General features: G+C 72.3%; 18 protein-coding genes and 1 tRNA gene. 10 read left to right on the top strand and 9 right to left on the bottom strand.

Annotation, left to right across the window (positions count from 1 at the left end; translation table 11 throughout):
* The first annotated feature begins 306 nt into the window (after positions 1 to 306).
* From OG611_RS13200 to OG611_RS13190, 3 genes are all read left to right on the top strand, one after another.
* On the top strand, positions 307 to 1,542 hold the full coding sequence (locus OG611_RS13200) for a helix-turn-helix domain-containing protein (protein ID WP_266418879.1): 1,236 nt from the start codon (positions 307 to 309) through the stop codon (positions 1,540 to 1,542).
* Between the two features lie 9 nt (positions 1,543 to 1,551).
* Entirely contained in the window at positions 1,552 to 2,154 is a 603-nt protein-coding gene (gene orn / locus OG611_RS13195; protein WP_266418877.1) for an oligoribonuclease, read from the top strand.
* Positions 2,155 to 2,280: 126 nt separating this feature from the next.
* Positions 2,281 to 2,353, top strand: a tRNA-His gene (locus OG611_RS13190).
* An 80-nt stretch (positions 2,354 to 2,433) separates the two neighbouring features.
* On the opposite strand, the gene OG611_RS13185 is transcribed toward OG611_RS13190, so the two are convergent.
* The 6 genes from OG611_RS13185 to OG611_RS13160 all read right to left on the bottom strand — a co-directional run bounded on the left by OG611_RS13185 (position 2,434) and on the right by OG611_RS13160 (position 9,851).
* Positions 2,434 to 3,465: a LacI family DNA-binding transcriptional regulator gene (locus tag OG611_RS13185; RefSeq protein ID WP_266418875.1), complete on the bottom strand. Its 1,032-nt coding sequence runs from the start codon at positions 3,463 to 3,465 to the stop codon at positions 2,434 to 2,436.
* A gap of 123 nt (positions 3,466 to 3,588) precedes the next feature.
* Complete coding sequence (locus OG611_RS13180; protein ID WP_266418873.1) at positions 3,589 to 5,070, bottom strand: GH1 family beta-glucosidase; 1,482 nt, start codon at positions 5,068 to 5,070, stop codon at positions 3,589 to 3,591.
* 61 nt (positions 5,071 to 5,131) lie between these two features.
* Positions 5,132 to 6,049 (bottom strand): carbohydrate ABC transporter permease, encoded by a 918-nt coding sequence (locus OG611_RS13175; protein ID WP_266418871.1) that lies wholly within the window; start codon positions 6,047 to 6,049, stop codon positions 5,132 to 5,134.
* Positions 6,050 to 6,064: 15 nt separating this feature from the next.
* Positions 6,065 to 7,063: a carbohydrate ABC transporter permease gene (locus OG611_RS13170; protein ID WP_266418869.1), complete on the bottom strand. Its 999-nt coding sequence runs from the start codon at positions 7,061 to 7,063 to the stop codon at positions 6,065 to 6,067.
* Between the two features lie 169 nt (positions 7,064 to 7,232).
* The gene (locus OG611_RS13165; protein ID WP_266418867.1) at positions 7,233 to 8,564 is read right to left on the bottom strand and encodes an ABC transporter substrate-binding protein; all 1,332 of its coding nucleotides are present in this window, start codon (positions 8,562 to 8,564) and stop codon (positions 7,233 to 7,235) included.
* A 594-nt stretch (positions 8,565 to 9,158) separates the two neighbouring features.
* The gene (locus tag OG611_RS13160; protein ID WP_266425821.1) at positions 9,159 to 9,851 is read right to left on the bottom strand and encodes a FadR/GntR family transcriptional regulator; all 693 of its coding nucleotides are present in this window, start codon (positions 9,849 to 9,851) and stop codon (positions 9,159 to 9,161) included.
* Positions 9,852 to 10,005: 154 nt separating this feature from the next.
* Here OG611_RS13160 and leuA point away from each other — a divergent pair, with 154 nt between their 5' ends.
* Together leuA and OG611_RS13150 are read left to right on the top strand one after the other, a co-directional pair.
* Positions 10,006 to 11,814: a 2-isopropylmalate synthase gene (gene leuA, locus OG611_RS13155; protein WP_266418865.1), complete on the top strand. Its 1,809-nt coding sequence runs from the start codon at positions 10,006 to 10,008 to the stop codon at positions 11,812 to 11,814.
* A gap of 256 nt (positions 11,815 to 12,070) precedes the next feature.
* A complete protein-coding gene (locus OG611_RS13150) occupies positions 12,071 to 12,283 on the top strand; it encodes a hypothetical protein (RefSeq protein ID WP_266418863.1) in 213 nt (70 codons plus the stop codon).
* Between the two features lie 14 nt (positions 12,284 to 12,297).
* Here OG611_RS13150 and OG611_RS13145 read toward each other — a convergent pair whose 3' ends face one another.
* Both OG611_RS13145 and OG611_RS13140 read right to left on the bottom strand, forming a co-directional pair.
* On the bottom strand, positions 12,298 to 13,257 hold the full coding sequence (locus tag OG611_RS13145; protein WP_266418861.1) for a spermidine synthase: 960 nt from the start codon (positions 13,255 to 13,257) through the stop codon (positions 12,298 to 12,300).
* Positions 13,258 to 13,366: 109 nt separating this feature from the next.
* Positions 13,367 to 13,813, bottom strand: a complete 447-nt coding sequence (locus OG611_RS13140) for a hypothetical protein (protein ID WP_266418859.1) — start codon at positions 13,811 to 13,813, stop codon at positions 13,367 to 13,369.
* Positions 13,814 to 14,055: 242 nt separating this feature from the next.
* Between OG611_RS13140 and OG611_RS13135 the strand changes: the two genes are divergently transcribed.
* Entirely contained in the window at positions 14,056 to 15,417 is a 1,362-nt protein-coding gene (locus OG611_RS13135; protein ID WP_266418857.1) for a tetratricopeptide repeat protein, read from the top strand.
* Between the two features lie 3 nt (positions 15,418 to 15,420).
* On the opposite strand, the gene OG611_RS13130 is transcribed toward OG611_RS13135, so the two are convergent.
* On the bottom strand, positions 15,421 to 16,017 hold the full coding sequence (locus OG611_RS13130) for a histidine phosphatase family protein (protein WP_266418855.1): 597 nt from the start codon (positions 16,015 to 16,017) through the stop codon (positions 15,421 to 15,423).
* 244 nt (positions 16,018 to 16,261) lie between these two features.
* On the opposite strand from OG611_RS13130, the gene OG611_RS13125 reads away from it, so the two are divergent.
* The 4 genes from OG611_RS13125 to OG611_RS13110 are packed head-to-tail and all read left to right on the top strand — an operon-like array spanning position 16,262 to position 21,255.
* A complete protein-coding gene (locus OG611_RS13125; RefSeq protein ID WP_266418853.1) occupies positions 16,262 to 17,254 on the top strand; it encodes a phosphatase PAP2 family protein in 993 nt (330 codons plus the stop codon).
* A complete protein-coding gene (locus tag OG611_RS13120; protein WP_266418851.1) occupies positions 17,139 to 18,326 on the top strand; it encodes a hypothetical protein in 1,188 nt (395 codons plus the stop codon). The genes OG611_RS13125 and OG611_RS13120 overlap by 116 nt, the downstream gene beginning before the upstream one ends.
* Entirely contained in the window at positions 18,317 to 19,924 is a 1,608-nt protein-coding gene (locus OG611_RS13115; RefSeq protein ID WP_266418849.1) for a hypothetical protein, read from the top strand. Before OG611_RS13120 ends, OG611_RS13115 begins: the two co-directional genes overlap by 10 nt.
* Positions 19,921 to 21,255: an AAA domain-containing protein gene (locus OG611_RS13110; protein WP_266418847.1), complete on the top strand. Its 1,335-nt coding sequence runs from the start codon at positions 19,921 to 19,923 to the stop codon at positions 21,253 to 21,255. The genes OG611_RS13115 and OG611_RS13110 overlap by 4 nt, the downstream gene beginning before the upstream one ends.
* The last annotated feature ends 90 nt before the right edge of the window (positions 21,256 to 21,345 follow it).

Below are 21,345 nucleotides of genomic sequence, written 5' to 3'. Positions count from 1 at the left end.
CCTTGCCACCAGGCAGGAAGAGACCGCGCGGTACGCTTCCACCCAACGGGGACGGGCCATCAACGCCAGACGCACTTCCCTGCACGGCTTTCGGATGAAACGCTTCGTGATCGAATGCTTCCCGCCAAGTGGCCTTGTCGACATAACGCCGGTTGGTGAACTTGTCACGCCGGCACCACGGGACGCAGTAGATTCGATCTTGGGTATCGAAGTCTGGGGAACTCGTGCAGGACCGAGGGGAAAAGTGCAGGTGCGACAGGCCCGTAAGGACCAGGGAGACGCGAACACCGAGGGGGGCTTAGCGTCATGAGCCAGGACTCCGCCGCCGCAACGGAGGCTGTACGGAAGCTCAGTGGACGTCGACGACGAGAAGTCGTCGCCGTGCTGCTGTTCAGCGGCGGCCCCATCTTCGAGAGTTCGATCCCGCTCTCCGTGTTCGGAATCGACCGCCAGGACGCGGGAGTTCCGCGCTACCGACTCCTCGTCTGCGGCGGGGAAGAAGGACCGCTGCGGACCACCGGGGGACTCGAACTCACCGCGCCCTACGGGCTGGAGGCGATCAGCAGGGCCGGCACCGTCGTGGTGCCCGCCTGGCGTTCGATCACCTCGCCGCCGCCCGCCGAGGCGCTGGAGGCGCTGCGCCGCGCCCACGAGGAGGGCGCCCGCATCGTCGGGCTGTGCACGGGCGCGTTCGTGCTCGCCGCCGCCGGCCTGCTGGACGGCCGCCCGGCGACCACACACTGGATGTACGCACCGACGCTGGCCAAGCGCTATCCGTCGGTCCATGTCGATCCGCGTGAGCTGTTCGTCGACGACGGCGATGTGCTCACCTCCGCAGGGACAGCGGCGGGGATCGATCTCTGTCTGCACATAGTCCGCACGGACCACGGCACGGAGGCCGCCGGGGCACTGGCCCGCCGGCTCGTCGTGCCGTCGCGGCGCAGTGGCGGCCAGGAGCGCTACCTCGACAGGTCTTTACCCGAGGAGATCGGCTCCGACCCGCTCGCCGAGGTCGTGGCCTGGGCACTGGAGCATCTCCACGAGCAGTTCGACGTGGAGACGCTGGCCGCGCGCGCCTACATGAGCAGGCGGACCTTCGACCGCAGGTTCCGTTCGCTCACCGGCAGCGCACCGCTCCAGTGGCTGATCACCCAGCGGGTGCTGCAGGCGCAGCGGCTGCTGGAGACGTCCGAGTACTCGGTCGACGAGGTGGCGGGCCGCTGCGGCTTCCGCTCGCCGGTCGCGCTGCGCGGACACTTCCGGCGTCAGCTGGGCTCCTCCCCCGCCGCGTACCGGGCCGCCTACCGGGCCCGCCGTCCGCAGGGCAGTGGCGCGGAGCCGGTGACCACGGCGACCGAGCCGGTCGTACCCGCCCAGGGCAATGCGGCGATCCGGCGTGCCGCGGCCACGGCCGCCTCGCCGGGCCCGCATGCCGTCGCGGCGCCGACGGTCGGTACGGTCCAGCCGGAGCAGGGGAAACCCGGCCCCGACGCGTACACGACCGGGCGCCCGACCCTGCCGGGCCAGCGGAGCGCCCCGTAGGGTGGGGCCATGAACGATCGCATGGTGTGGATCGACTGCGAGATGACCGGGCTCTCGTTGACGGAAGACGCACTCATCGAGGTGGCCGCACTGGTCACCGACTCGGAGCTGAACGTGCTCGGCGAAGGGGTGGACATCGTGATCCGCCCGCCGGACGCGGCCCTGGAGACCATGCCCGAGGTGGTGCGGCAGATGCACACCGCCTCGGGCCTCCTCGACGAGCTGGCCGGGGGCACCACCCTGGCCGACGCCGAGGCCCAGGTGCTGAACTACGTCCGCGAGCATGTGAAGGAGCCCGGCAAGGCCCCGCTCTGCGGGAACTCGGTCTCCACCGACCGCGGTTTCCTGGCGCGGGACATGGCGGCCCTGGAGGGCTACCTCCACTACCGGATCGTCGATGTCTCCTCGATCAAGGAGCTGGCGCGCCGCTGGTACCCGAGGGCGTACTTCAACAGCCCGGCCAAGAACGGCAACCACCGGGCGCTCGCGGACATCCGTGACTCCATCACGGAGCTGCGCTACTACCGCGAGGCGGTCTTCGTGCCGCAGCCCGGTCCGGACTCGGAGCGCGCGAAGGCCATCGCGACACGCGTCGCGCCGCCCGCGCCGTAGGACCTTGTGAAGCCGCTGGTCATGGCCCTTTCGGGGGCCGGGATCAGCGGCTGAACAACTGGGGAGCGAGCACCCTCTCGGACCCTGTACACTTTTTCTCGGCCGGTCAGAAAAAGACCGGACATGGTGGGTATAGCTCAGATGGTAGAGCACCTGGTTGTGGTCCAGGATGTCGCGGGTTCGAGTCCCGTTACTCACCCTGAAGGGAAGGGCCCCGGTCTTCGGACCGGGGCCCTTCTCGTGTCTGAGCCCCTCTCAGCGGCAGCCGTGTGACGGCCGTCACGAGGAGTCGCGGACGACCAGTTCGGTGGGGAGCACGATCTGCGGGCGCTCCTGGCTCTCGCTCGCGATCTCCTTGAGCAGTACGCGGGCCATCGTGCGGCCCATCTCCTCGATCGGCTGGCGCACGCTGGTGAGGGCCGGGTCCATGTGGCGGGCCACCGCCGAGTCGTCGAAGCCGATGAGGGCCACGTCGTCCGGGATGCGCCGGCCGGCCTCGCGCAGCACCTGACGGGCGCCCGCGGCCATGACGTCGGAGGCCGCGAAGACCGCGTCGACGTCGGGGCGGCGGGCGAGCAGCTCGCGCATGGCCCGCGCACCGCCCTCCTCGGTGAAGTCGGCCGGAGCGATCAGCCGCTCGTCCGGTTCGAGACCGGCCCCGGACATCGCCTCGCGGTAGCCGTCGAGACGGCGCTGCGCTCCGTAGACGTCCCGGGGTCCGGTGATCGTGGCGATGGCGCGGCGCCCCCGGGAGACGAGATGGCCGACCGCGGCGCCGGCGCCCCCGAAGTTGTCGGAGTCGACCGAGGCGAGCGTTTCGGAGGCCCATCTGCGGCCGCTCATCACGGCCGGCATGCCGAGCTGCTCCAGCAGGTCCGGCAGCGGGTCGTCGGCGTGGACGGAGACCAGCAGCACGCCGTCGACGCGGTGCGCGGTCAGGTACTGGGCCAGCCGGCGGCGCTCGCGGTCGTTGCCGACGAGGGTGAGCAGCAGTTGCATGTCGGTGTCGGCGAGCGCCGCGCCGACACCGCGGACGATGTCGGAGAAGTACGGCTCGGCGAAGAAGCGGGTCTCCGGCTCGGGCACCACCAGGGCGATGGCGTCCGTGCGGTTCCCGGCGAGCGCGCGGGCCGCGCGATTCGGTACGTAGCCCAGCTCGGCGACGGCCGCCTCCACCGCCTCGCGGGTGTGCGCGCTGACCCGTGGTGAGCCGTTGATGACCCGCGAGGCCGTGCCGCGCCCCACCCCTGCCCGTGCCGCGACCTCTTCGAGCGTGGGCCGGCCACCGCTCCGTACTCGCGCTGCCGTCATGGCTGCCTCCCGTTCGCGGTCAATTTCTCACAGCCGGATGGGCAAACCAAGCGTGGGGGGAACGACGGGGACCCGGCCTCCCGCGGCCGGGTCCCCGGGAGGCGGGACGGGGGGGGTGCGGACTCAGCCGAGGCCGGTGGCCGGGGACGGGGCAGGGGCCGGGGGCAGCGCGTGGCGGCGGATGACGTCGGCGTACCAGTGGGCGCTCGCCTTGGGGATGCGGCGCTGGGTGTCGTAGTCGACGTAGACGGCACCGAAGCGCTTGGAGTACCCGTACGCCCACTCGAAGTTGTCCATCAGGGACCAGAGGAAGTAGCCCCGGACGTCCACCCCGTCGGCCGCGGCCCGCCGCACGGCGTCGAGGTGGCCGCGCAGGTACTCGATCCGCTCGGGGTCCTCCACCAGCCCCTCGGGCGAGAGGTCGTCGTCGAAGGCGGCGCCGTTCTCGGTGACCATCAACGGCAGGCCGGGGTGGTCCCGGGAGACGTCGGCGAGCAGCTCGTACAGCCCGTCCGGGTCGATCGCCCAGTTCATCGCGGTGCGCTTCCTGCCCTCGGCGAGGTGGAAGGCGACGTGCTCGGAGCCGGGCCACGGGGAGTGGTCGCTGTTGCCGTGCCCGTCGTCGCGCGAGTCGCCGGAGCCGTCGGCGGGCGTGGAGACCAGCGTCGGCGTGTAGTAGTTGACGCCCAGGACGTCTACCGGGCCGGAGATGGCGGCCAGGTCGCCGTCCCGGACCAGCTCCGGCCAGTCCACCAGGTGCCCGGTGTCGGTGAGCAGGTCCTCCGGGTACGCGCCGCGCAGCATCGGACCGGTGAAGATCCGGTTGCCGACCGCGTCGATCCGGCGGGCGGCGTCCGCGTCGGCCGCGCTGCCGGTCAGCGGGCGGACGTGGTGGAGGTTGAGGGTGACCGAGATCTGCGCGGTGGCGGGGAGGCGGTCGCGCAGGACCCCGGTCGCCCGGCCATGGGCGAGGTTGAGATGGTGGGCGGCGCGCAGCGCGGCGGCGGGCTCGGTGCGGCCGGGGGCGTGCACGCCGGAGCCGTAGCCGAGGAAGGCCGAGCACCACGGTTCGTTGAGGGTGGTCCAGGTGCTGACGCGGTCGCCGAGGGCTCCGGCCATGATGTCGGCGTAGTCGGCGAAGCGTTCGGCGGTCACCCGCTGGGGCCAGCCGCCCGCGTCCTCCAGCTCCTGGGGCAGGTCCCAGTGGTAGAGGGTGGCGACGGGCGCGATGCCCGCTTCGAGGAGCTCGTCGACGAGCCTGCGGTAGAAGTCCAGGCCGCATTCGACGGCGGGGCCGCGGCCGGTGGGCTGCACCCGGGACCAGGAGACGGAGAAGCGGTAGGCCGTCAGGCCGAGCCGCTTCATCAGCGCCACGTCGTCGCGGTAGCGGTGGTAGTGGTCGGCGGCGATGTCTCCGGTGTCACCGTTGCGGACCTTGCCCGGCGTGCGGCTGAAGGTGTCCCAGATGGAAGGGGTGCGGCCGTCCTCGGCCGCGGCGCCCTCGACCTGGTACGCGGCGGTGGCCGCCCCCCAGACGAAACCGGTCGGGAATTCCGCTGCCTCGGGTGCGGCCTTCGGGGCGGTGTCGGGTCGTACGGCAGTCATGCGGGAGCGCTCCCAGGGGTGGACGGGCAGGGACAGGCAGGAGAAAGCGGATGACGCGGTGTCAGCCCTTGACGGCGCCGGACATGATCCCGCCGACGATCCGCTTGCCGAAGATCACGAACACCACCAGCAGCGGCAGCGTGCTGATCAGCGCACCGGCCATCACGATGCTCTGGTCCGGGGTGTACGAGGCGCTCAGCTGGCCGAGGGCCACCTGGAGCGTGGGGTTCTGCTGGTTGAGGGCGAGGTAGGGCCAGAAGAAGTCGTTCCACGCCTGCACGAAGGTGAGCATCCCCAGCACCATCATGGCGGGGCGGGCCACCGGCAGGACCACGCTGCGCACGATGCGGAAGTTGTTCGCGCCGTCGATCTTGGCGGCCTCGACGAGCTCGTAGGGCAGCGCCTCGCTCAAGTACTGCCGCATGAAGAACACCCCGAAGGCGCTCACCAGGGTCGGGAAGATCACCGACTCCAGCTGCCCGCCCCAGCCGATGTCGGACATCATCATGAACAGCGGGACGACACTGAGCTGCGGCGGGATCGTGAGCGTGGCGATGACGCCGGTCATCAGCGCGCCGCGACCCCGGAAGCGCATCTTGGCGAAGGCGTAGCCGGCCAGCGTGCAGAAGAAGAGCGTCGCCGCCGTGATGCAGCCGGCGACGAGGAAGCTGTTGACGATCGCCTTGCCGAGGTGTGCCTGGTTCCAGGCCGCGTCGAGGTTGTGCAGCAGCCGCCCGCCCGGCAGGAACGGCGGTGTGGTGGCGAGCACTTCGTCCTGGGTGTGGGACGCGGCCACCAGCGTCCAGTAGAGCGGCAGCAGCGAGCCGATGCCGACGACGGCCAGGGCGATGTAGGCGAACGGGCCGCCCTGCAACTGCTTGCCCGCGCCCGGCCCGAACCGGCTCGGGCGCCGCGTGTCCCGTCGGCGGGCGGGCGGGACCGTGGGTTCCGGGGCTTTGACGGTACTGGTCATGGTCATGGAATTCGCTCCCGGTCAGACCGCGGATGTGCGTACGAAGCGGCCGATGAGCCGGTTGACCGCGGCGATGATCAGCAGGAGGGCGAGCATCGCCCAGGCCACTGCGGCGGCCGGACCGAGGTGCCCGAGATTCCAGCCGTAGTTGTAGAGGTAGAGGCTGAGCGTCTCGTACTGATTCTCATTGCCGCCTGTGGCTCCGAGCCTGCCGCCCTCCAGCAGCAGCGGCTCGCCGAACAGCTGCATGGAGCCGATGGTCGAGATGACGATCGTGAAGAGGATCGTCGGCCGCAGCGAGGGGATGGTCACCTTGCGGAACTGCTGCCAGCGCGATGCTCCGTCCAGCGACGCCGCCTCGTACAGATCGGCGGGCACGGCCTGCATGGCAGCCAGATAGATCAGGGCGTTGTAGCCGGTCCAGCGCCAGATGACGATGACGGAGATCGCGATCTTCGAAGTCCAGTGGCCGTTGGCCCAGTTGGTGTCGCCGAGCCCGGCGAAGTGCAGTACCCAGTTCAGCAGTCCGCCGTCGGCCCGGAAGACCAGGGCGAAGACGAGGGCCGCGGAGGCCACCGAGGTGGCGTACGGGGTGAGGACGACCGTCCGCCAGAAGGTGCTGGCGCGGAGCCGGTAGTTGAGCAGGTGGGCCAGGCCCAGTGCGACGAGCAACTGCGGGACCGTCGACATGACGCCGATCAGGAAGGTGTTGGTGACGGCCGTCCAGAACTCCGCGTCGTGCAGGATCTCGTCGAAGTTGTCCCAGCCGGCCCACTCCATCTGATTCAGACCGGTCATCTCCACCCGGTGCAGCGCGATCCATCCGGTGTAGAGCAGCGGATAGAGGCCGAACGCACCGAAGACGAGGAAGAACGGGGCTATGTAGGCGTACGGCGATGCCTTGTCGTCGAACCGCCACAGCCGGCTCCGCCAGGTCTGCCGGCCGGATCGGGCCGACGCGTGCGGGGATCCGCCGGGTGGCGGGGCGTATGCGTCCGGGGTGGGAGTCGAGGTGGCCACGGGCGGGAGTCCTTCCCTGGGTGACGGGGCGCCCTGGCGGGGCGTGGGCCGGGGCTGGTGCTGGTGCTGGGGCTGGTGCTGGGGCTGGGGCTGGGTGGTTCGCGCGGGTACGGGGAGGGGCGGACGGGCCGGCGCGGGCGGCTCCGAGGGCCGCCCGCACCGGCGTCGGTCAGCCGATCGCCTTGTCGATCGCGTCGGTCGCGGCCTTCCATGCCTTGTCGGGGCTGGTGCCGCGCTGCTCCATGTTGGTGATCTGGGTCGAGATGGTGTCCTTGATGACACCGTCCTTCGGGCCGAGCACCGCCTCGGGGATGGACTTGGCCTCGTCGGCGTAGATCTGTCCGATCGGGGCGTCGTTGAAGTACGGGAGCTTCGCGTTCTTCACGTCCGGCAGTTCGTACGCGCCCTTGTTGGACGGGAAGACACCGATCGCCTTGAACACGGCCGCCTGCTGCTCGGGCGCGGTCAGCCACTTCACGAGCTTGCCCGCCTCCTCGACGTTCTTGCCCGACTTGGGCACGGTGAGGAAGGAGCCGCCCCAGTTGGCGGCGGTCGCACCCGGCGCGGTGGTGATGTCCCACTTGCCCTTGTTGCCCTCACCGGCGTTGGCAGAGATCTGACCGGCCATCCAGGCGGGGCAGGCGACGGTGGCGATGGTGCCCTTGCGCAGCGCGGGGACCCAGGTGTTGGTGTCGAACTGGGCGAGGCCCTGGGAGAGCTTCTTGGACGCGACCTCGGCGGCCAGGTCCCAGCCCTGCTGGACGCTGGGGCTCTCCTTGTAGATCGGCTTGCCGCTCTCGTCGTAGTACTGCTCGGCGTTCGAGCTCACGACCGCGTTGAACATGGCGCTCGCGGAGTCCATGAAGTACGTCCCCGCCGGGGCCTTCTTCTTGTACTCCTCGCCGAGCTTGATGTAGTCCTCCCAGCCGCCCTCGACCTTCTTGGCGACCTCCGCGCGGTCGGTCGGCAGACCGGCCTTCTTGAACAGCTCGGTGTTGTAGCAGAGGGACATCGGACCGATGTCGGTGCCCGCGCCGATCACCGCCCCACTGGGCGCGGTGGCCTGCTTGGCCTTCCAGGAGACCCAGTCGTCGACGTCGATCACCTTGCCGAGGTCGACGAAGGAGTCCGCCTTGGTGTCGGCGATCTCCTTGATCCGGCCGACCTCGATGCCCTGGACGTCGGCGAGACCGCTGCCCGAGTTCAGCTGCTGGAGCAGCTTGGGGTAGTAGATCTTCTCGTCGGCGGTGACGTCTTCCTTGATCGTGATGTTCGGGTGCAGTTCGTGGTACTTGGCGAAGAGTCCGGCCTCCTTGTAGCCGAACTGCCCGAAGTCGGCGACGGTCAGCGTGATGTTCCCGTTCGCGTCGGGGCCCGTGCTGCCCGACGAGTCCGAGTCGCTGCTGCAGCCGGTCAGCAACAGGGCCGGGACCGTCAGGCCCGTGGTGGCCAGAACCGCGGCTCTGCGGCTCCGGCCGGCGACGGTGCGGGTGATGCGCATTCCACTACTCCTTGTTCCGGGTGGGACGTTCCGGGGTGGGGCTGGCGTTCTGACTGCGCGGCGGGGTCGCCGGTGAGTGCGGGTGCCGCGCGGTTCAAGGGGGAGGGCACGGGCAGTGCCGTTCGGGCGGGAGGACCGCCCGATGTGGGAGCGCTCCCATGCGTCGATGTCGGAAGGTTCCTGCCTTGAAGGGGTGGGTGTCAAGAGTTGAAGACGCTTCCGTTGCCCGAGCGTGTCCGGCAAGTCACGGGACCGTGTCCGGCCGCGGTCTTGCCACAACCCGCACACGCCGCACGGGATTTCGCACCGCCCGGAGAACACACAGGCCAGGGGCCCGGCGGGGAAGGCCACCACGCCGGTCGCCCGGGACCGCACCCGCCGCGCCGCATTTCCGCCCGCCGCCGGGAGCGGGCCTCGTCACCCCCGGTTCACACCGGCCCGCCCGCCGGAAGGTGAACGGGGTGCCATACGGCGGGGCGGTCGGGGGCGGGTCCGCCTTTTCCCTCCGAAGCCGGTCTCCCGCGTTGATCCGAAGCCGGGCCCCGGATTCCCTTGAAGCCAGGGCCTGTCCGGTGGATCAGGGTCGGACAGGCCCTAAGCCGCCCGCAGCCGGGCCAGCGTGGATTCGAGTTCGGCCTGCGCGGCCCGCCCCGCCGACTCCGCGTCCCCGGCGACCACGGCCCGTACCAGCGCGTCATGGGTGGCGTCACCGTGGTCCGGATCCTCGCGGCGCAGGCCGAACAGCTCCACGAGGTCGATGAGCCCCTGCCGCAGTGCGGGTGCGAACTCGCCGAAGAGATCGGTGAGTACGGGATTGTGGGCCGCGGCCACCACGGCCCGGTGCAGTGCGATGTCCGCGTCCACGAACTCCGCGTCTCCCCCGGCCCCCGCCGCCCGCCGTGCGGCGAGCGCCGCGTCGAGGGCGATCAAGTCCTCGTCCGTACGGCGCCGGGCGGCCAGCCGGGCGGCCTGGACCTCGATCAGCATGCGCACCTCGTACACATCGGTGACCGCGGCCCGGCGCAGCCGGGTCGGCCAGTCCTCCGTCACCCGGTCGGCGATGACGAAGACGCCCGCGCCCTGGCGGGACTGGAGCAGTCCGAGCGTGGCCAGGGTGCGTACCGCCTCACGGACCGTGGAGCGGCCCACGCCGAGCGTCTTGGCCAGGGTCGTCTCGCCGGGGATCTTCGTGCCGACCGGCCAGTGCCCCTCGGTGATCTGCTCGCGCAGATGGTTCGTGGCCTGTTCGACCAGGGGGCTGGGGCGGAGCGGACCGAGCGAGGACACGGGGTTCACCTGTCAGGTTGTCTGAGGACTTGTTGTGTGGCTACTCTACCGGCCATGACGCACAGCGGTCTCCTTCTTCTCGGCTGCCGCGGCGGGGCCTGAAGCGACCGGCACCCCGCCGCGGGGTGCCGTGCTGCGCCGGTCGCGTCCGGCGATGCGAGAAGAGACCGTCCTCATGTCCGACCGTCAGTCACCGATGCACGGCTTCCCCACCATCTGCACCCCGCGCGGGCCCGTGCCCGCCGACGCCCCCCGCTGGAATCCGCAGCGGGCGAGTTCCATGCCCTCCCACCGCTATCGCTCCGCGTTCGACCGCATCGAAGTCCCGCTGACAGGCCGTACCTGGCCGCAGGCCCGTATCGAGCATGCCCCGCTCTGGGTGCCGGTGGATCTGCGCGACGGCAACCAGGCGCTGGCCGAGCCCATGGACACGCCGCGCAAGCGCCGGATGTTCGATCTGCTCGTCGCGATGGGGTTCAAGCAGATCGAGATCGGCTATCCCTCCGCGAGCCGCACCGACTTCGACTTCGTCCGGCACCTGGCCGGAAGCGGCGCCGTGCCGGCCGACGTGACCGTGGTCGTCTTCACCCCGGCCAAGCAGGATCTGATCGAGCGGACCTTCGAGTCCATCGAGGGGATGGACCGCGCGGTCGTCCATCTGTACATCCCGACCGCCCCCGTCTGGCGCGACGTGGTGCTCGGCCGCAGCCGGGCCGAGGTGCACGGCACGGTGCTGGAGTCCGCGCGGCAGATGGAGCGGCTGGCGCGGGCGCGGCCCGGGACGGACATCCGGTTCGAGTTCTCCCCCGAGGTGTTCGTCCTCACCGAGCCGGACTTCATCCTGGAGATCTGCAACAGCCTCACCGAGCTGTGGGACGCCACCCCGGACCGGCCGGTCATCCACAACCTGCCCGCCACGGTGGAGATCGCGACGCCGAACGTGTACGCGGACCAGATCGAGTACATGCACCGTCATCTGCAGCGACGGGACTCGGTGATCCTCTCCGTCCATCCGCACAACGACCGCGGCACCGGCACCGCGTGCGCCGAACTCGCCGTCCTGGCGGGCGCGCAGCGGGTGGAGGGCTGCCTGTTCGGCAACGGGGAGCGCACCGGCAACGTCGACCTGGTCAATCTGGCACTCAACCTGCATGCCCAGGGCGTCGACCCGATGATCGACTTCTCCGACATCGACGAGATCCGCCGCACGGTCGAGTACTGCAACCGGCTGCCGGTGCCGCCCCGCCACCCCTACGGCGGCGATCTCGTGTACACGGCGTTCTCCGGCACCCACCAGGACGCCATCAGCAAGGGCTTCGCCCACCACGCGAGCAGCGGTTCCGAGCTGTGGTCGGTGCCGTATCTGCCGATCGACCCGGCGGACGTGGGGCGTACGTACGAGGCGGTCATCCGGGTCAACAGCCAGTCGGGGAAGGGGGGCATCGCCCATCTGCTGCGGAGCAACTACGGGGTGGATCTGCCGGCCAGGCTGCGCGCGGACTTCTCCCGCACGGTGCAGGCCGCGACCGACGACAGCGGTCTGGAGGCCACGCCGAAGGATCTGTGGGAGCTGTTCGACACGGCGTACCTGACGCCCGGACGGGACGGGAGCGTGGCCCTGACCTCCTGGTCCACGGACCGGAACCCGGCCGGCGAGCACCGGTTCATCTGCACGCTGCGGGTGGACGAGCGGGAGGGCGACTACGAGGGCACGGGCAATGGTCCGGTGTCGGCGTTCACCCGTGCGCTGGCCGCCGCCGGCATCGAGGTGGACATCCTCGACTTCACGGAGCACGCGACGGGTCCGGGGCAGGGCAGCCCGGCGATGGCGTACGCGGAGTGCCAGGTGGGCGGAGAGGTGTGCTGGGGAGCGGGCCAGGACACCTCCGTCCTCACGGCCTCGATCCTGGCGGTGCTGTCGGCGGTGAACCGGGCAGAGGGGACGCACGGCCGCACCGCATAGGGGCGCGCATCCCGGCCGGTTGTGGGGGCGGCCGGTATGCGCGGACGATGTCGGGACCGAGCCCGGTCGACCCCACCGCGCCCTTCGTGCCCCTCGCCCCGCCCCGCCCGCTGCCGCCGCGGGCGAGGGCCGCCACCGGGTCGGCGATGCCGCCGCCCGCGCCGCCCCGAAGCCTTCCGTCTCCCCGCTCCGGCAGCCGTCCCGCGCCCGCACGGGCCGCCCCTCGCCCGCCCGTTCCGCCACGGGCTCGGGCACGGTGAGGAGTTATACGACCGAGGGCGGCCGGGTGGTCATCGAGCTCGGCGGGCACTCGGCGAAGCTGGTCCCGGCGACCCCGGCGCCGGACTGGTCGGTGCGGGTCTGGACGAACTCGACCTGGGTCCGGGTGGGGCTCGGCCGGGACGGCGGTACGACGGTGTCGGTCTTCTGCACCTGGAACGACCATCCGCCACAGGTCGAGATCGTCTGACCGGTCATCAGCGTCTATCCGAAGGCCGACGGCGGCGGCGCCGGGGACGGCTTGGCGTCCGCGTCACTCACCGGCGCCGCACCGCCGGTGAAGTCGGCGAGGGCCTGCCCGTGTTCGACGCGTCCGGGATGCGGATCGGTCGCGACCCGGCGGGTCAGCTCCGCGACCTTCAGCGGCAGGTCCGAGGCGAGCAGCACGGCGTTGCCGAAGCGGCGGCCTCGCCACACGGTCGGGTCTGCGGCGAGCGCCAGCTCGGGGAAGACCGTGGCCGCGGTGGCGATCTGGCCGCGCAGATGGGTCAGCGGCGGCCCGTCCGCGAGGTTGGCGACATAGCTCCCGCCGGGCTTCAGGACCCGGCGGACCTCGGCGAGGAACTCGGTGCTGGTGAGGTGTGCGGGGGTACGGGCCCCGCTGAAGACATCGGCGATGACGAGATCCGCCCAGCCGTCCTGGATCTTCCCGAGCCCGGCGCGGGCGTCGGTGGCCCTGACCCGGATCCTGGCCTGCGGGTCCAACGGCAGCTCCCGGCGGACCAGTTGGACGAGCGCGGCGTCCACCTCGACGATCTGCTGGGTGGAACGGGGCCGGGTCGCGGCGATGTAGCGGGCGAGCGTGAAGGCCCCGCCGCCCAGGTGCACCACGTGCAGGGGCTGTCCGGGGGATGCGACGAGATCGGCGATGTGGCCGATCCTGCGCTGGTACTCGAAGGACAGGAACGTGGGGTCGTCGAGATCCACATGGGACTGCGGGGCGCCGTCCAGCGTCAGCGTCCAGGCGCGTGGCCGCTCCCGGTCGGGGACCAGCTCGGCGAGGGAGCCGTCCACCGGTTCGGCGAGGGGCTCCGCCCCGCGCCCGGCGCGCCCGGCACCGCGTTCGCCCCTGCCCTCGGCCTTGTCCCCGGTCCGGTTCCCGGCCTTGCGGTCGGACCGCTTGCGGGCGCCCGCACCCCCGCTCGACGCTCCTCGACGTGCCACCGCTGCTCGTGCCCGCTCACTGCTCTTCGCTCCGGACCGGTACAGGACCGGCCGTGCCGGGGAAACCCGCCCACCTGCCCATTATGGGCACGCGGGCGAGGACCGGACGTCAGCGGCAGTTGTCGGCGGCTTCGATCAGCCGGGCCGCCTGATCGAGCGCGGCCCGCAGCACGGCCGGGTCGGTGACCGGGGCGTCGTCCTCCGGCGGCAGCAGCCAGCCGCTGCCGGTGACCGGCGGCTCGGCGGGGATGCGCAGCCCGCGGCCGGCGGTCTGCGTACAGGCGCTGCCCGGCACGTCCCATGCCTCGGCGGTCCCCGGCGGCACGAGGAAGCCGAGGGTGTCGCAGGCGCCGTCGTGCAAGACCGGGCCGATGTCCTGCTCGGCGTCCCGGCGCAGGATGTCCACGGCCTCCAGGCCCTGGCGGGCCGGGACGGTCACCAGGTCGCAGGGTTCGGCACCGTGGTCCTCCGTGGCCGTGGTGGGCGCCGGAGCGCCCGTTACGGCCGGGGTCGTCGCAGTCGTCCGCGAGTCGGTCTCCGTGCCGAGATGCAACAAGGGACCTCTCCTCTCATCGCCGGGCGGAGCCGGATTCCGTCTCCGCATGGACCAACGCGCCGACGGCGTCAAGGGCTACGGTGCCACGCCGCCGCAAAGGGTGGCAGTTCATGGCGGATCGCAGGCGAGATGCCCGCTTTATTGGCAAACGCTCCGTGTGTGACTCGTCACAGCGGGTACGTTCTTGCTCCGCCGGGACACCGGAAGCAGGAGGCCCGGCTGCAGAAGAGAGGTCCCCGCCCATGGTGTCGACAGGGGCAGTTCCCAACCTCGCCTTCCGGCGGCTGCGCGGCCGGCGCTCCGCCGGGGAGTTCGCTGCCGCGGTACGCAGATCGGCCCGCGAGATCGGCGAGCAGGTCGCGTGCGACGCCCGGTACATCGGACGCGTGGAGTCCGGGGAGATCCGCTGCCCCAACTACGCGTACGAACGGGTCTTCCTGCACATGTTCCCCGGAACGACCCTGGCGGACCTGGGCTTCTCACCGCGCGAGACCGTACGCGGCCGGGGGGCGCGGACCACTGCCGAAAGTCCACCGCCCCCTACGCTCCACAGCGACCCCGACGAGGAGAGCGACGTGCTGCGTCGCGTATTCATGACGAGCGGCACCACCACGATGGCGACCGCGACCCTGGGCCCGTGCCTCGGCTCCACATCTGCCGCTGCCGCCGCCCCGCCCGACCCGTACCGGGTCGGCGAGAGCGAGGTGAGCGCCGTCGAGAAGGCGGTGCGGCAGATCCGGCTGCTCGACGACCGGCACGGCGGTGACGGCCTGTACCGCAGGGCGTCCCGGCCGCTGCGGGCGGCGTACGCGCTGCTCGACTCCGGGGCGGCCACCAAGCGCTCCACCGCCGACAGACTGCATGCCGGAGCGGGCGAACTGGCCATCTCGGTGGGCTGGCTGGCCCATGACTCGGGCCGGTTCGAGGACGCCCGCTCGCACTACGCGGAGGCGCTCGCCACGGCGCGGGTGGCCGGTGATCCGGCGCTGGAGGCACACGCGTTCTGCAATACGTCGTTCCTGGCCCGGGACACCGGGCGGCCCCGCGAGTCCGTGCGCGCGGCGGAGGCCGGACAGCGGGCGGCCCAGCCGCTGGGCTCGCCCCGGCTGCTGGCACTGCTCGCGCTGCGGGAGGCGGGGGGCCGGGCGGGGCTCGGGGACCGTACCGGCTGCGAACGGGCCCTCGGCCGGGCGCACACCGCGTTCGGGCGCGGTCCGTGCGACGCCGATCCGGAGTGGATGACCTTCTTCCGGGAGGCGGAGCTGGAGATGCTGGAGGCGCAGTGCTGGTCGGCGCTGGGCGACTGGTCGCGGGCGGCCCGGCACGCGCGGCGGGCCACCCGGCTCCAGGACCCGCACTTCACCCGGAACCTGGCGCTGTACCGGGCCGAGCTGACCTGGGACCTGGCCCGCGCGGGCCGGGCCGCGGAGGCGGCGACGGCGGGCCACCGGGTGCTGGACCTGCTGGACCGCGTCCAGTCGACCCGCATCCGGGCGATGCTGGCGGAGGCGGTGGGAGTGCTGATGCCCCAGCGGGGCGTGGCGGAGGTAGGGGAGTTCCTGGAGCGGCACGCGGAGGTGACGGAGGCCGCCACGTCCGCGTAGGCCTCAGCGGTCCAGGTGGCCCGTGTCGTTCCAGCGTTCGATCGCGGGGGCCCCGTACGCCCACCCGAGCACCGACAGCGACGTCGGATCGAGCCGGATCCGCGCCGCGAACGACACGTCCTCGCCGAGCCACCGCGCGCCCAGCGCCCGCAGGATGTGACCGTGGGCGAAGACCAGCACATCGCGGTCGGCCGAGCGGGCCCACGCCACGATCTCGTCGGCGCGGGCGGACAGCTCGGCCAGGGTCTCCCCCTCCGGCACCCCGTCGCGCCAGATGAACCAGTCCGGGCGGATCGCCTTGATCTCGGCCGGGGTCATCCCCTCGTACGCCCCGTAGTCCCACTCCATGAGCGCGTCCCACGGCTCGGCCCGGTCCGCGAATCCCGCGAGGTCGCAGGTCTCCCTGGCCCGCAGCAACGGGCTGGTGCGCACTTCCAGGCCCGGCAGGTCCGCCCACGGCCCGTGCCGCAGCCGCTCGCCGAGGAGCTTCGCGCCCGCACGGCCGGCGTCGAGCAGCGGGATGTCCGTCCTGCCGGTGTGATTGCCCTTGACGGACCATTCCGTCTGGCCGTGCCGGGCGAGCAGGATACGCGGTGCCATGACGGCTCTCCCTGAACTGAGATCTGAGGCCGGCGATCGAGACGATACGGATCATCCGGTTTTCCCATCATCGCGCACGTGATCGCGAGGCAACCTCCCGGGCCGGACCGACGTCCCACTCTGCGCAGAGAAATCTGCGCGCGCAGGGGGCTCCGAAAGGACCCCCGGGGAATCGCGACCGAACCGCACCGTACGGTTGAACGCCCGCCGTCGGTCGCATGAACACATGATGGAGAGCTTCCGGATGCAGCATGCCAGCACCGCGCCCGCGCCGCGCCCGCGGCCCCGTTGGTGGACCGAGCTGCCACTGCTGGCCCTGGTGTACGGGGCCTACTCGGCGGGCCGGCTGGTGGCGCGCGGCGACGTGTCCACCGCCGTCGACCACGGCCTGAGCATCCTGCGCCTGGAGAAAACGCTCCACATCAACCTCGAACATCCGCTCAACCGGCTGCTCACCGCGCACCCCTCGATAGGCATACCCTCCGACTTCGCGTACGCGTCCCTGCACTATCTCGTCACCCCGGCCGTCCTGATCTGGCTCTTCCGCCGCCGCCAGGAGGTCTACCGCAAGGCCCGCACCTGGCTGATGACCTCCACCCTGCTCGGCCTGATCGGCTTCACGCTGATGCCGACCTGCCCGCCCCGGCTGCTGGAGGCCCAACACGGCTTCGTCGACACGATGGCGCAGTACAGCTCGTACGGCTGGTGGGGCACGGAGGCCAGCGCCCCGCGCGGCATGGGCGGAATGACCAATCAGTACGCGGCGATGCCGAGCCTGCACGTCGGCTGGGCGCTCTGGTGCGGAATCCTGCTGTGGCGCCACAGCAAGAACCCGTACGTCCGGGCCGCGGGTGTCGCCTATCCCCTGATCACCACGTTCGTGGTGATGGGCACGGCCAACCACTACCTCCTCGACGCGGTCGCGGGCGCCGCCGTGATGGGCGTCGGAGCCCTGCTGGCCCGGCCCGTGACGCGCCTCGCGGACCGGATCAGGGACCGGGTCGAAGCCCGCTTCCCGCGGGTCGCCCCGGTCGCGAAGTCCCCGATTGTCAGTGCCGGATGCAAGACTTCCGCGGGTGAGCGAATCCCTGGCCAGCGGACCACCTCCGCAGACTCCACCGATGCCGCGGCATCGGCCGACGCAGACGCCTCGGCCGGTCGCGCACCCCGGGCCGACACCGGCGCCCCCGCAGGAGCGGGAGCGGCGGGGGACGACACTCCGGCAGCGGCTCGCTGAGCTGCGGGGACCGGCCGTCCCGCCCCGTCCGCTGGACGCCCGCGCGCTGGCCGCCCTAGCCGCCAATCCGGGCTGCCGGCGCCGCGCCCTGCTGGACGGCGCCGGAGTGGACAAGGCCGCGCTGGCCACGGCGCTCGGTTCGCCGGCCCCCTTCGGCCAGTCGCAGTTCGCCTTCGTCCGGGGCAACGCCTTCGAGGCCAAGGTCAAGGCCGACGGGGGCACGGAGCTGATGCGGCTGCTGCACGAGCACCTCGGTGGCGGTGGCGGGGCGCCGCACGAGGTCGCGGTACCCGATCTGACCGCGGCCGGGCCCGAAGGCCGCGCCGCGCGTACGGCGCTGGCGCTGCGGGAGGCGACCGAGGCGGGCGGCTGGGCGCTGCTGGACCACCCGATGCTGGCCCTGGAGGTGGCGGGCTCCCCCGCCTATCTGGAGCCGGACGCGGTGGCGGTGCACCCCGACGGCACCTGGACGGTCGTCGAGATCAAGTCCTTCCCCATGGTCGACGGCTCGGCGGACGCGGCGAAGGTCGGCGCGGCGGCCCGGCAGTCCGCCGTCTACGTGCTGGCACTGGAGCGGATCGCGGAGCTGACCGAGGGCGCCGAGGTCGGCCACCGGGTGCTGCTGGTCTGCCCGAAGGACTTCTCCAACCTGCCCACCGCCTCGGTCGTCGACGTACGCAAGCAGCGCGCGGTCACCCGCCGCCAGCTGACCAGGCTGACCCGGATCGAGGACATCGCGGCGGCCCTGCCCGAGGGCACCACCTTCGACCCGGAGTGCCCCCGGCAGCAGCTCGACGCCGCGGTCGAGTCGGTCGGCGCGGCCTACGCCCCGGAGTGCCTGGCCGCCTGCGAGCTGGCCTTCCACTGCCGGGCGAAGGCGCGCGAGGCCGGTGCCGTGGAGGCGCTGGGGCGGAGTGTGCGCGGTGAGCTCGGCGGGCTGACCACGGTGGGCGAGGTGCTGGCCGCCGCCGCGGGCAAGGAGGGCGACCCGGCGGATCCGACGGTCGCGGCCCTGCGGCGCGCGGCGGCCCTGCGCGCCGAGGCGCTGGCGGGCGGTCCGGCATGTCGCTGATCAGCACCCTGGCCCGGCTGGAGGCCGTGGAGAGCGGCCGGGCCCGGCCGATGGCGACGGTCCTGCACCGCCATCTCACCGACCGGCCCCTCGTCCTGGTTCCGCTGACCACGGCCGGTGAGGCGGGCGCCCCGCTGGGCGCACTCGTCGGCACCGACCGGGAGGCGCCCCGGCTGCTGACGGTCTCGCAGCCGCGCGACCGGGACCTGCGGTTCGCGTTCCTCGCCGAGCTGGCCGAGGCGGTGCTGCCGCACATCGAGGCGTACGAGGACGTCGTCGAGCCGGCCGAGCGCAACGAGACCGATCCGGAGACCGGGAAGAAGGTCAAGGTCGAGATCGAGCTGTGCGCGGACGCACCGCAGCTGATCGTGCCGAGCCGGGCGGGCATCGAGTTCGTACGGCTGCTGGGCCGCTCCATGCGGTTCCGGCGCACCGCCGAGGACGATCCCGACGCCCCGTACCCCGCGCCCGCCCGGGTCCCGCTGCTGGGCCGCTGGCTGACGCACTACGGGGAGCGGGCCAGGGTGCCCGGCTCCTCGCTGCTGCTCGCCGCGACCGATCTGCTGAACCGGCACTGGGCGACCGGGCAGAGCAGCCTGGAGGATCAGCACCTGGGTGCGCTGCTGGCCTGGATCGACGCCCCGGCGGGCGAGTCGGGCGCCTCGGCGGCACTCCGTGCGGAGCTGGCGCGGGACGGCGAGGGACAGCTGCTGTGCCCGCCGGCCGGTCCGGCGACGGACCCGGCGTTCGACAACCGGCTGCTGGCGCCCGCCATCGAGAAGTACGACCGGGCGCGCACCTCGCTCGCGGCGGCCGAGGACGGTCTGGCGGCCGATGCCCGGCTCGCCGAACTGACCGCCGCCGAGCGGGAGATCAGGGCACGGCTGGCCGGGGTGACGCGGCCGACGTGGGACACGGTGTGGCGGGGGCTCGACCTGCTGAGGGAGCTCCCCGAGGGGGCCAGGGCCGAGGACCGCTGGACCAGGGACCGCTGGTCGTTCACCGGTCACCGGGACCGGGTGCGCTCGGGTGAGCCGCCGCAGCCGCGCCGGGACGACGCGGTGACGGCGGCACAGAAGCTGGCCTCGCGGGAGACGGCCCAGGCCCAGCTGGAGGCCCAGGAGGCGCTGGACGATCCGCTGGTGCTGGCCGGGCGGCGGCTGGCCGGCGAGGCCTTCCTCGCCGAGGTGACGGAGGTGGTGATGGCGTACAGCGAGTCCAAGCGCCCGTCGCCGCGCCCGCTGGTCACGGTCCGCACGGACGAACACCCGCACCTCGGCGAGCGCACCAAGGTGTACCGCTCGCTGGAGGGCAGGCCGCAGACCGCCGAGTTCGTGGGGTACGCCGAGCCGGAAGGCGGGGGCGCGCCCCCGCTGGTGCTGCGGATCCTCGACCGGATGGGCCGGAGCAAGGAGCCGGCCCCGGGTTCGGTGCCCGAGCAGGGTGACCGGATCGCCTGGACGCTCTTCGAGCACGATCAGCGCGGCGGCCCGAAGCTGCCGGACCCGGAGCAGACACCTTGGACGCACGGCGGCCCGCCGGGTGCGGCCGGGCATGCCGAGAGCCCCGACCCCGTGACCGCGGAGGACCTCCTGTGACGGCCGTATTCGACCCGGGCGCCCAGGCCGCGCGGGCGACCGACGCGATCCTCGCCGACACCCTGGGCGGTACGTCGCGCGGCATCGTGGTGGACTCCCCGCCGGGCGCCGGCAAGTCGACGCTCGTGGTGCGCGCCGCACTCGAACTCGCTTCGGCCGGCCATCCGCTGATGGTGGTCGCGCAGACGAACGCCCAGGTCGACGACCTGGTGGTGCGGCTGGCCGAGAAGGATCCGGGGCTGCCGGTCGGCCGGCTGCACAGCAATGACACCGACCCGTACGACAAGGTCCTGGACGGGCTGGCCAACGTACGGAAGTCGGCGAAGGCGTCCGATCTCGCCGGGCTCGACGTCGTCATCTCGACGGCCGCCAAGTGGGCGCATGTGAAGAACGTCGAGCCGTGGGGCCACGCGATCGTCGACGAGGCGTACCAGATGCGTTCGGACGCGCTGCTGGCCGTCGCGGGGCTCTTCGAGCGGGCGCTGTTCGTCGGCGATCCGGGCCAGTTGGACCCGTTCTCGATCGTCGGCGCGGACCAGTGGGCGGGGCTTTCGTACGACCCGTCCGCGAGTGCGGTCTCCACGCTGCTCGCGCACAATCCCCGGCTGCCGCAGCACCGGCTGCCGGTGTCGTGGCGGCTGCCCGCGTCCGCGGCACCGCTGGTCTCGGACGCGTTCTACCCGTACACCCCGTTCCGCAGCGGTACGGACCACGGCGACCGGCGGCTGTCGTTCGGCGTCGCGTCCGACGGCTCGGCCCCGGACCGGGTGCTGGACGAGGCCGCGGAGTCCGGCTGGGGCCTGCTCGAACTCCCGGCCAGGCACACCCCGCGCACCGACCCGGAGGCGGTGCGCGCGGTGGCCCTGGTCGTCCGCCGGCTGCTGGACCGGGGCGGCGCGGCGACCAGCGAGCGCTCCCCGGACCCGGTGCCGGTGACGGCGGACCGGGTCGCGGTCGGCACCGCCCATCGCGACCAGGCCGCGGCGGTCCGGGCGGCGCTCGCGGAGCTGGGGGTGACGGGCGTCGCGGTGGACACGGCGAACCGGCTCCAGGGCCGCGAGTTCGATGTGACGGTGGTCCTGCACCCGCTGTCCGGCCGGCCCGACGCCACGGCCTTCCATCTGGAGACGGGCCGGCTCTGCGTGCTGGCCTCGCGCCACCGGCACGCCTGCATCGTGGTGTGCCGGGCGGGCGTCGCCGAGCTGCTGGACGAGCATCCGTCGACGGAGCCGGTGCAGCTGGGCGTCACGGTGAAGTTCCCGGACGGATGGGAGGCGAACCACGCGGTGCTGGCGCATCTGGCGGAGCACCGGGTGCGGTGGGCGGGGTGACGGCGGCGAGGGCCCGGGTCCTCGCCGTGCGCCGGGCCCTCTTGCGGGACGTTGGACAATGGAGGGTGGCCATCGGCCCGACCCGAGGAG

Origin of the sequence: Streptomyces sp. NBC_01363 (assembly GCF_026340595.1) — a bacterium.
In the GTDB taxonomy this organism is placed as follows: domain Bacteria; phylum Actinomycetota; class Actinomycetes; order Streptomycetales; family Streptomycetaceae; genus Streptomyces.
Note: the sequence above shows the minus strand (reverse complement) of the source record. Positions and strands in the feature narration are given on the sequence as shown.

Bases quoted from the DNA above. Each gene is read 5' to 3' on its own strand.
- OG611_RS13200 (WP_266418879.1), top strand. From the start codon at position 307: ATGAGCCAGGACTCCGCCGCCGCAACGGAGGCTGTACGGAAGCTCAGT.
- orn (WP_266418877.1), top strand. From the start codon at position 1,552: ATGAACGATCGCATGGTGTGGATCGACTGCGAGATGACCGGGCTCTCG.
- OG611_RS13185 (WP_266418875.1), bottom strand. From the start codon at position 3,465: ATGACGGCAGCGCGAGTACGGAGCGGTGGCCGGCCCACGCTCGAAGAG.
- OG611_RS13180 (WP_266418873.1), bottom strand. From the start codon at position 5,070: ATGACTGCCGTACGACCCGACACCGCCCCGAAGGCCGCACCCGAGGCA.
- OG611_RS13175 (WP_266418871.1), bottom strand. From the start codon at position 6,049: ATGACCATGACCAGTACCGTCAAAGCCCCGGAACCCACGGTCCCGCCC.
- OG611_RS13165 (WP_266418867.1), bottom strand. From the start codon at position 8,564: ATGCGCATCACCCGCACCGTCGCCGGCCGGAGCCGCAGAGCCGCGGTT.
- leuA (WP_266418865.1), top strand. From the start codon at position 10,006: ATGCGAGAAGAGACCGTCCTCATGTCCGACCGTCAGTCACCGATGCAC.
- OG611_RS13135 (WP_266418857.1), top strand. From the start codon at position 14,056: ATGGTGTCGACAGGGGCAGTTCCCAACCTCGCCTTCCGGCGGCTGCGC.
- OG611_RS13130 (WP_266418855.1), bottom strand. From the start codon at position 16,017: ATGGCACCGCGTATCCTGCTCGCCCGGCACGGCCAGACGGAATGGTCC.
- OG611_RS13125 (WP_266418853.1), top strand. From the start codon at position 16,262: ATGCAGCATGCCAGCACCGCGCCCGCGCCGCGCCCGCGGCCCCGTTGG.
- OG611_RS13120 (WP_266418851.1), top strand. From the start codon at position 17,139: ATGCCGCGGCATCGGCCGACGCAGACGCCTCGGCCGGTCGCGCACCCC.
- OG611_RS13115 (WP_266418849.1), top strand. From the start codon at position 18,317: ATGTCGCTGATCAGCACCCTGGCCCGGCTGGAGGCCGTGGAGAGCGGC.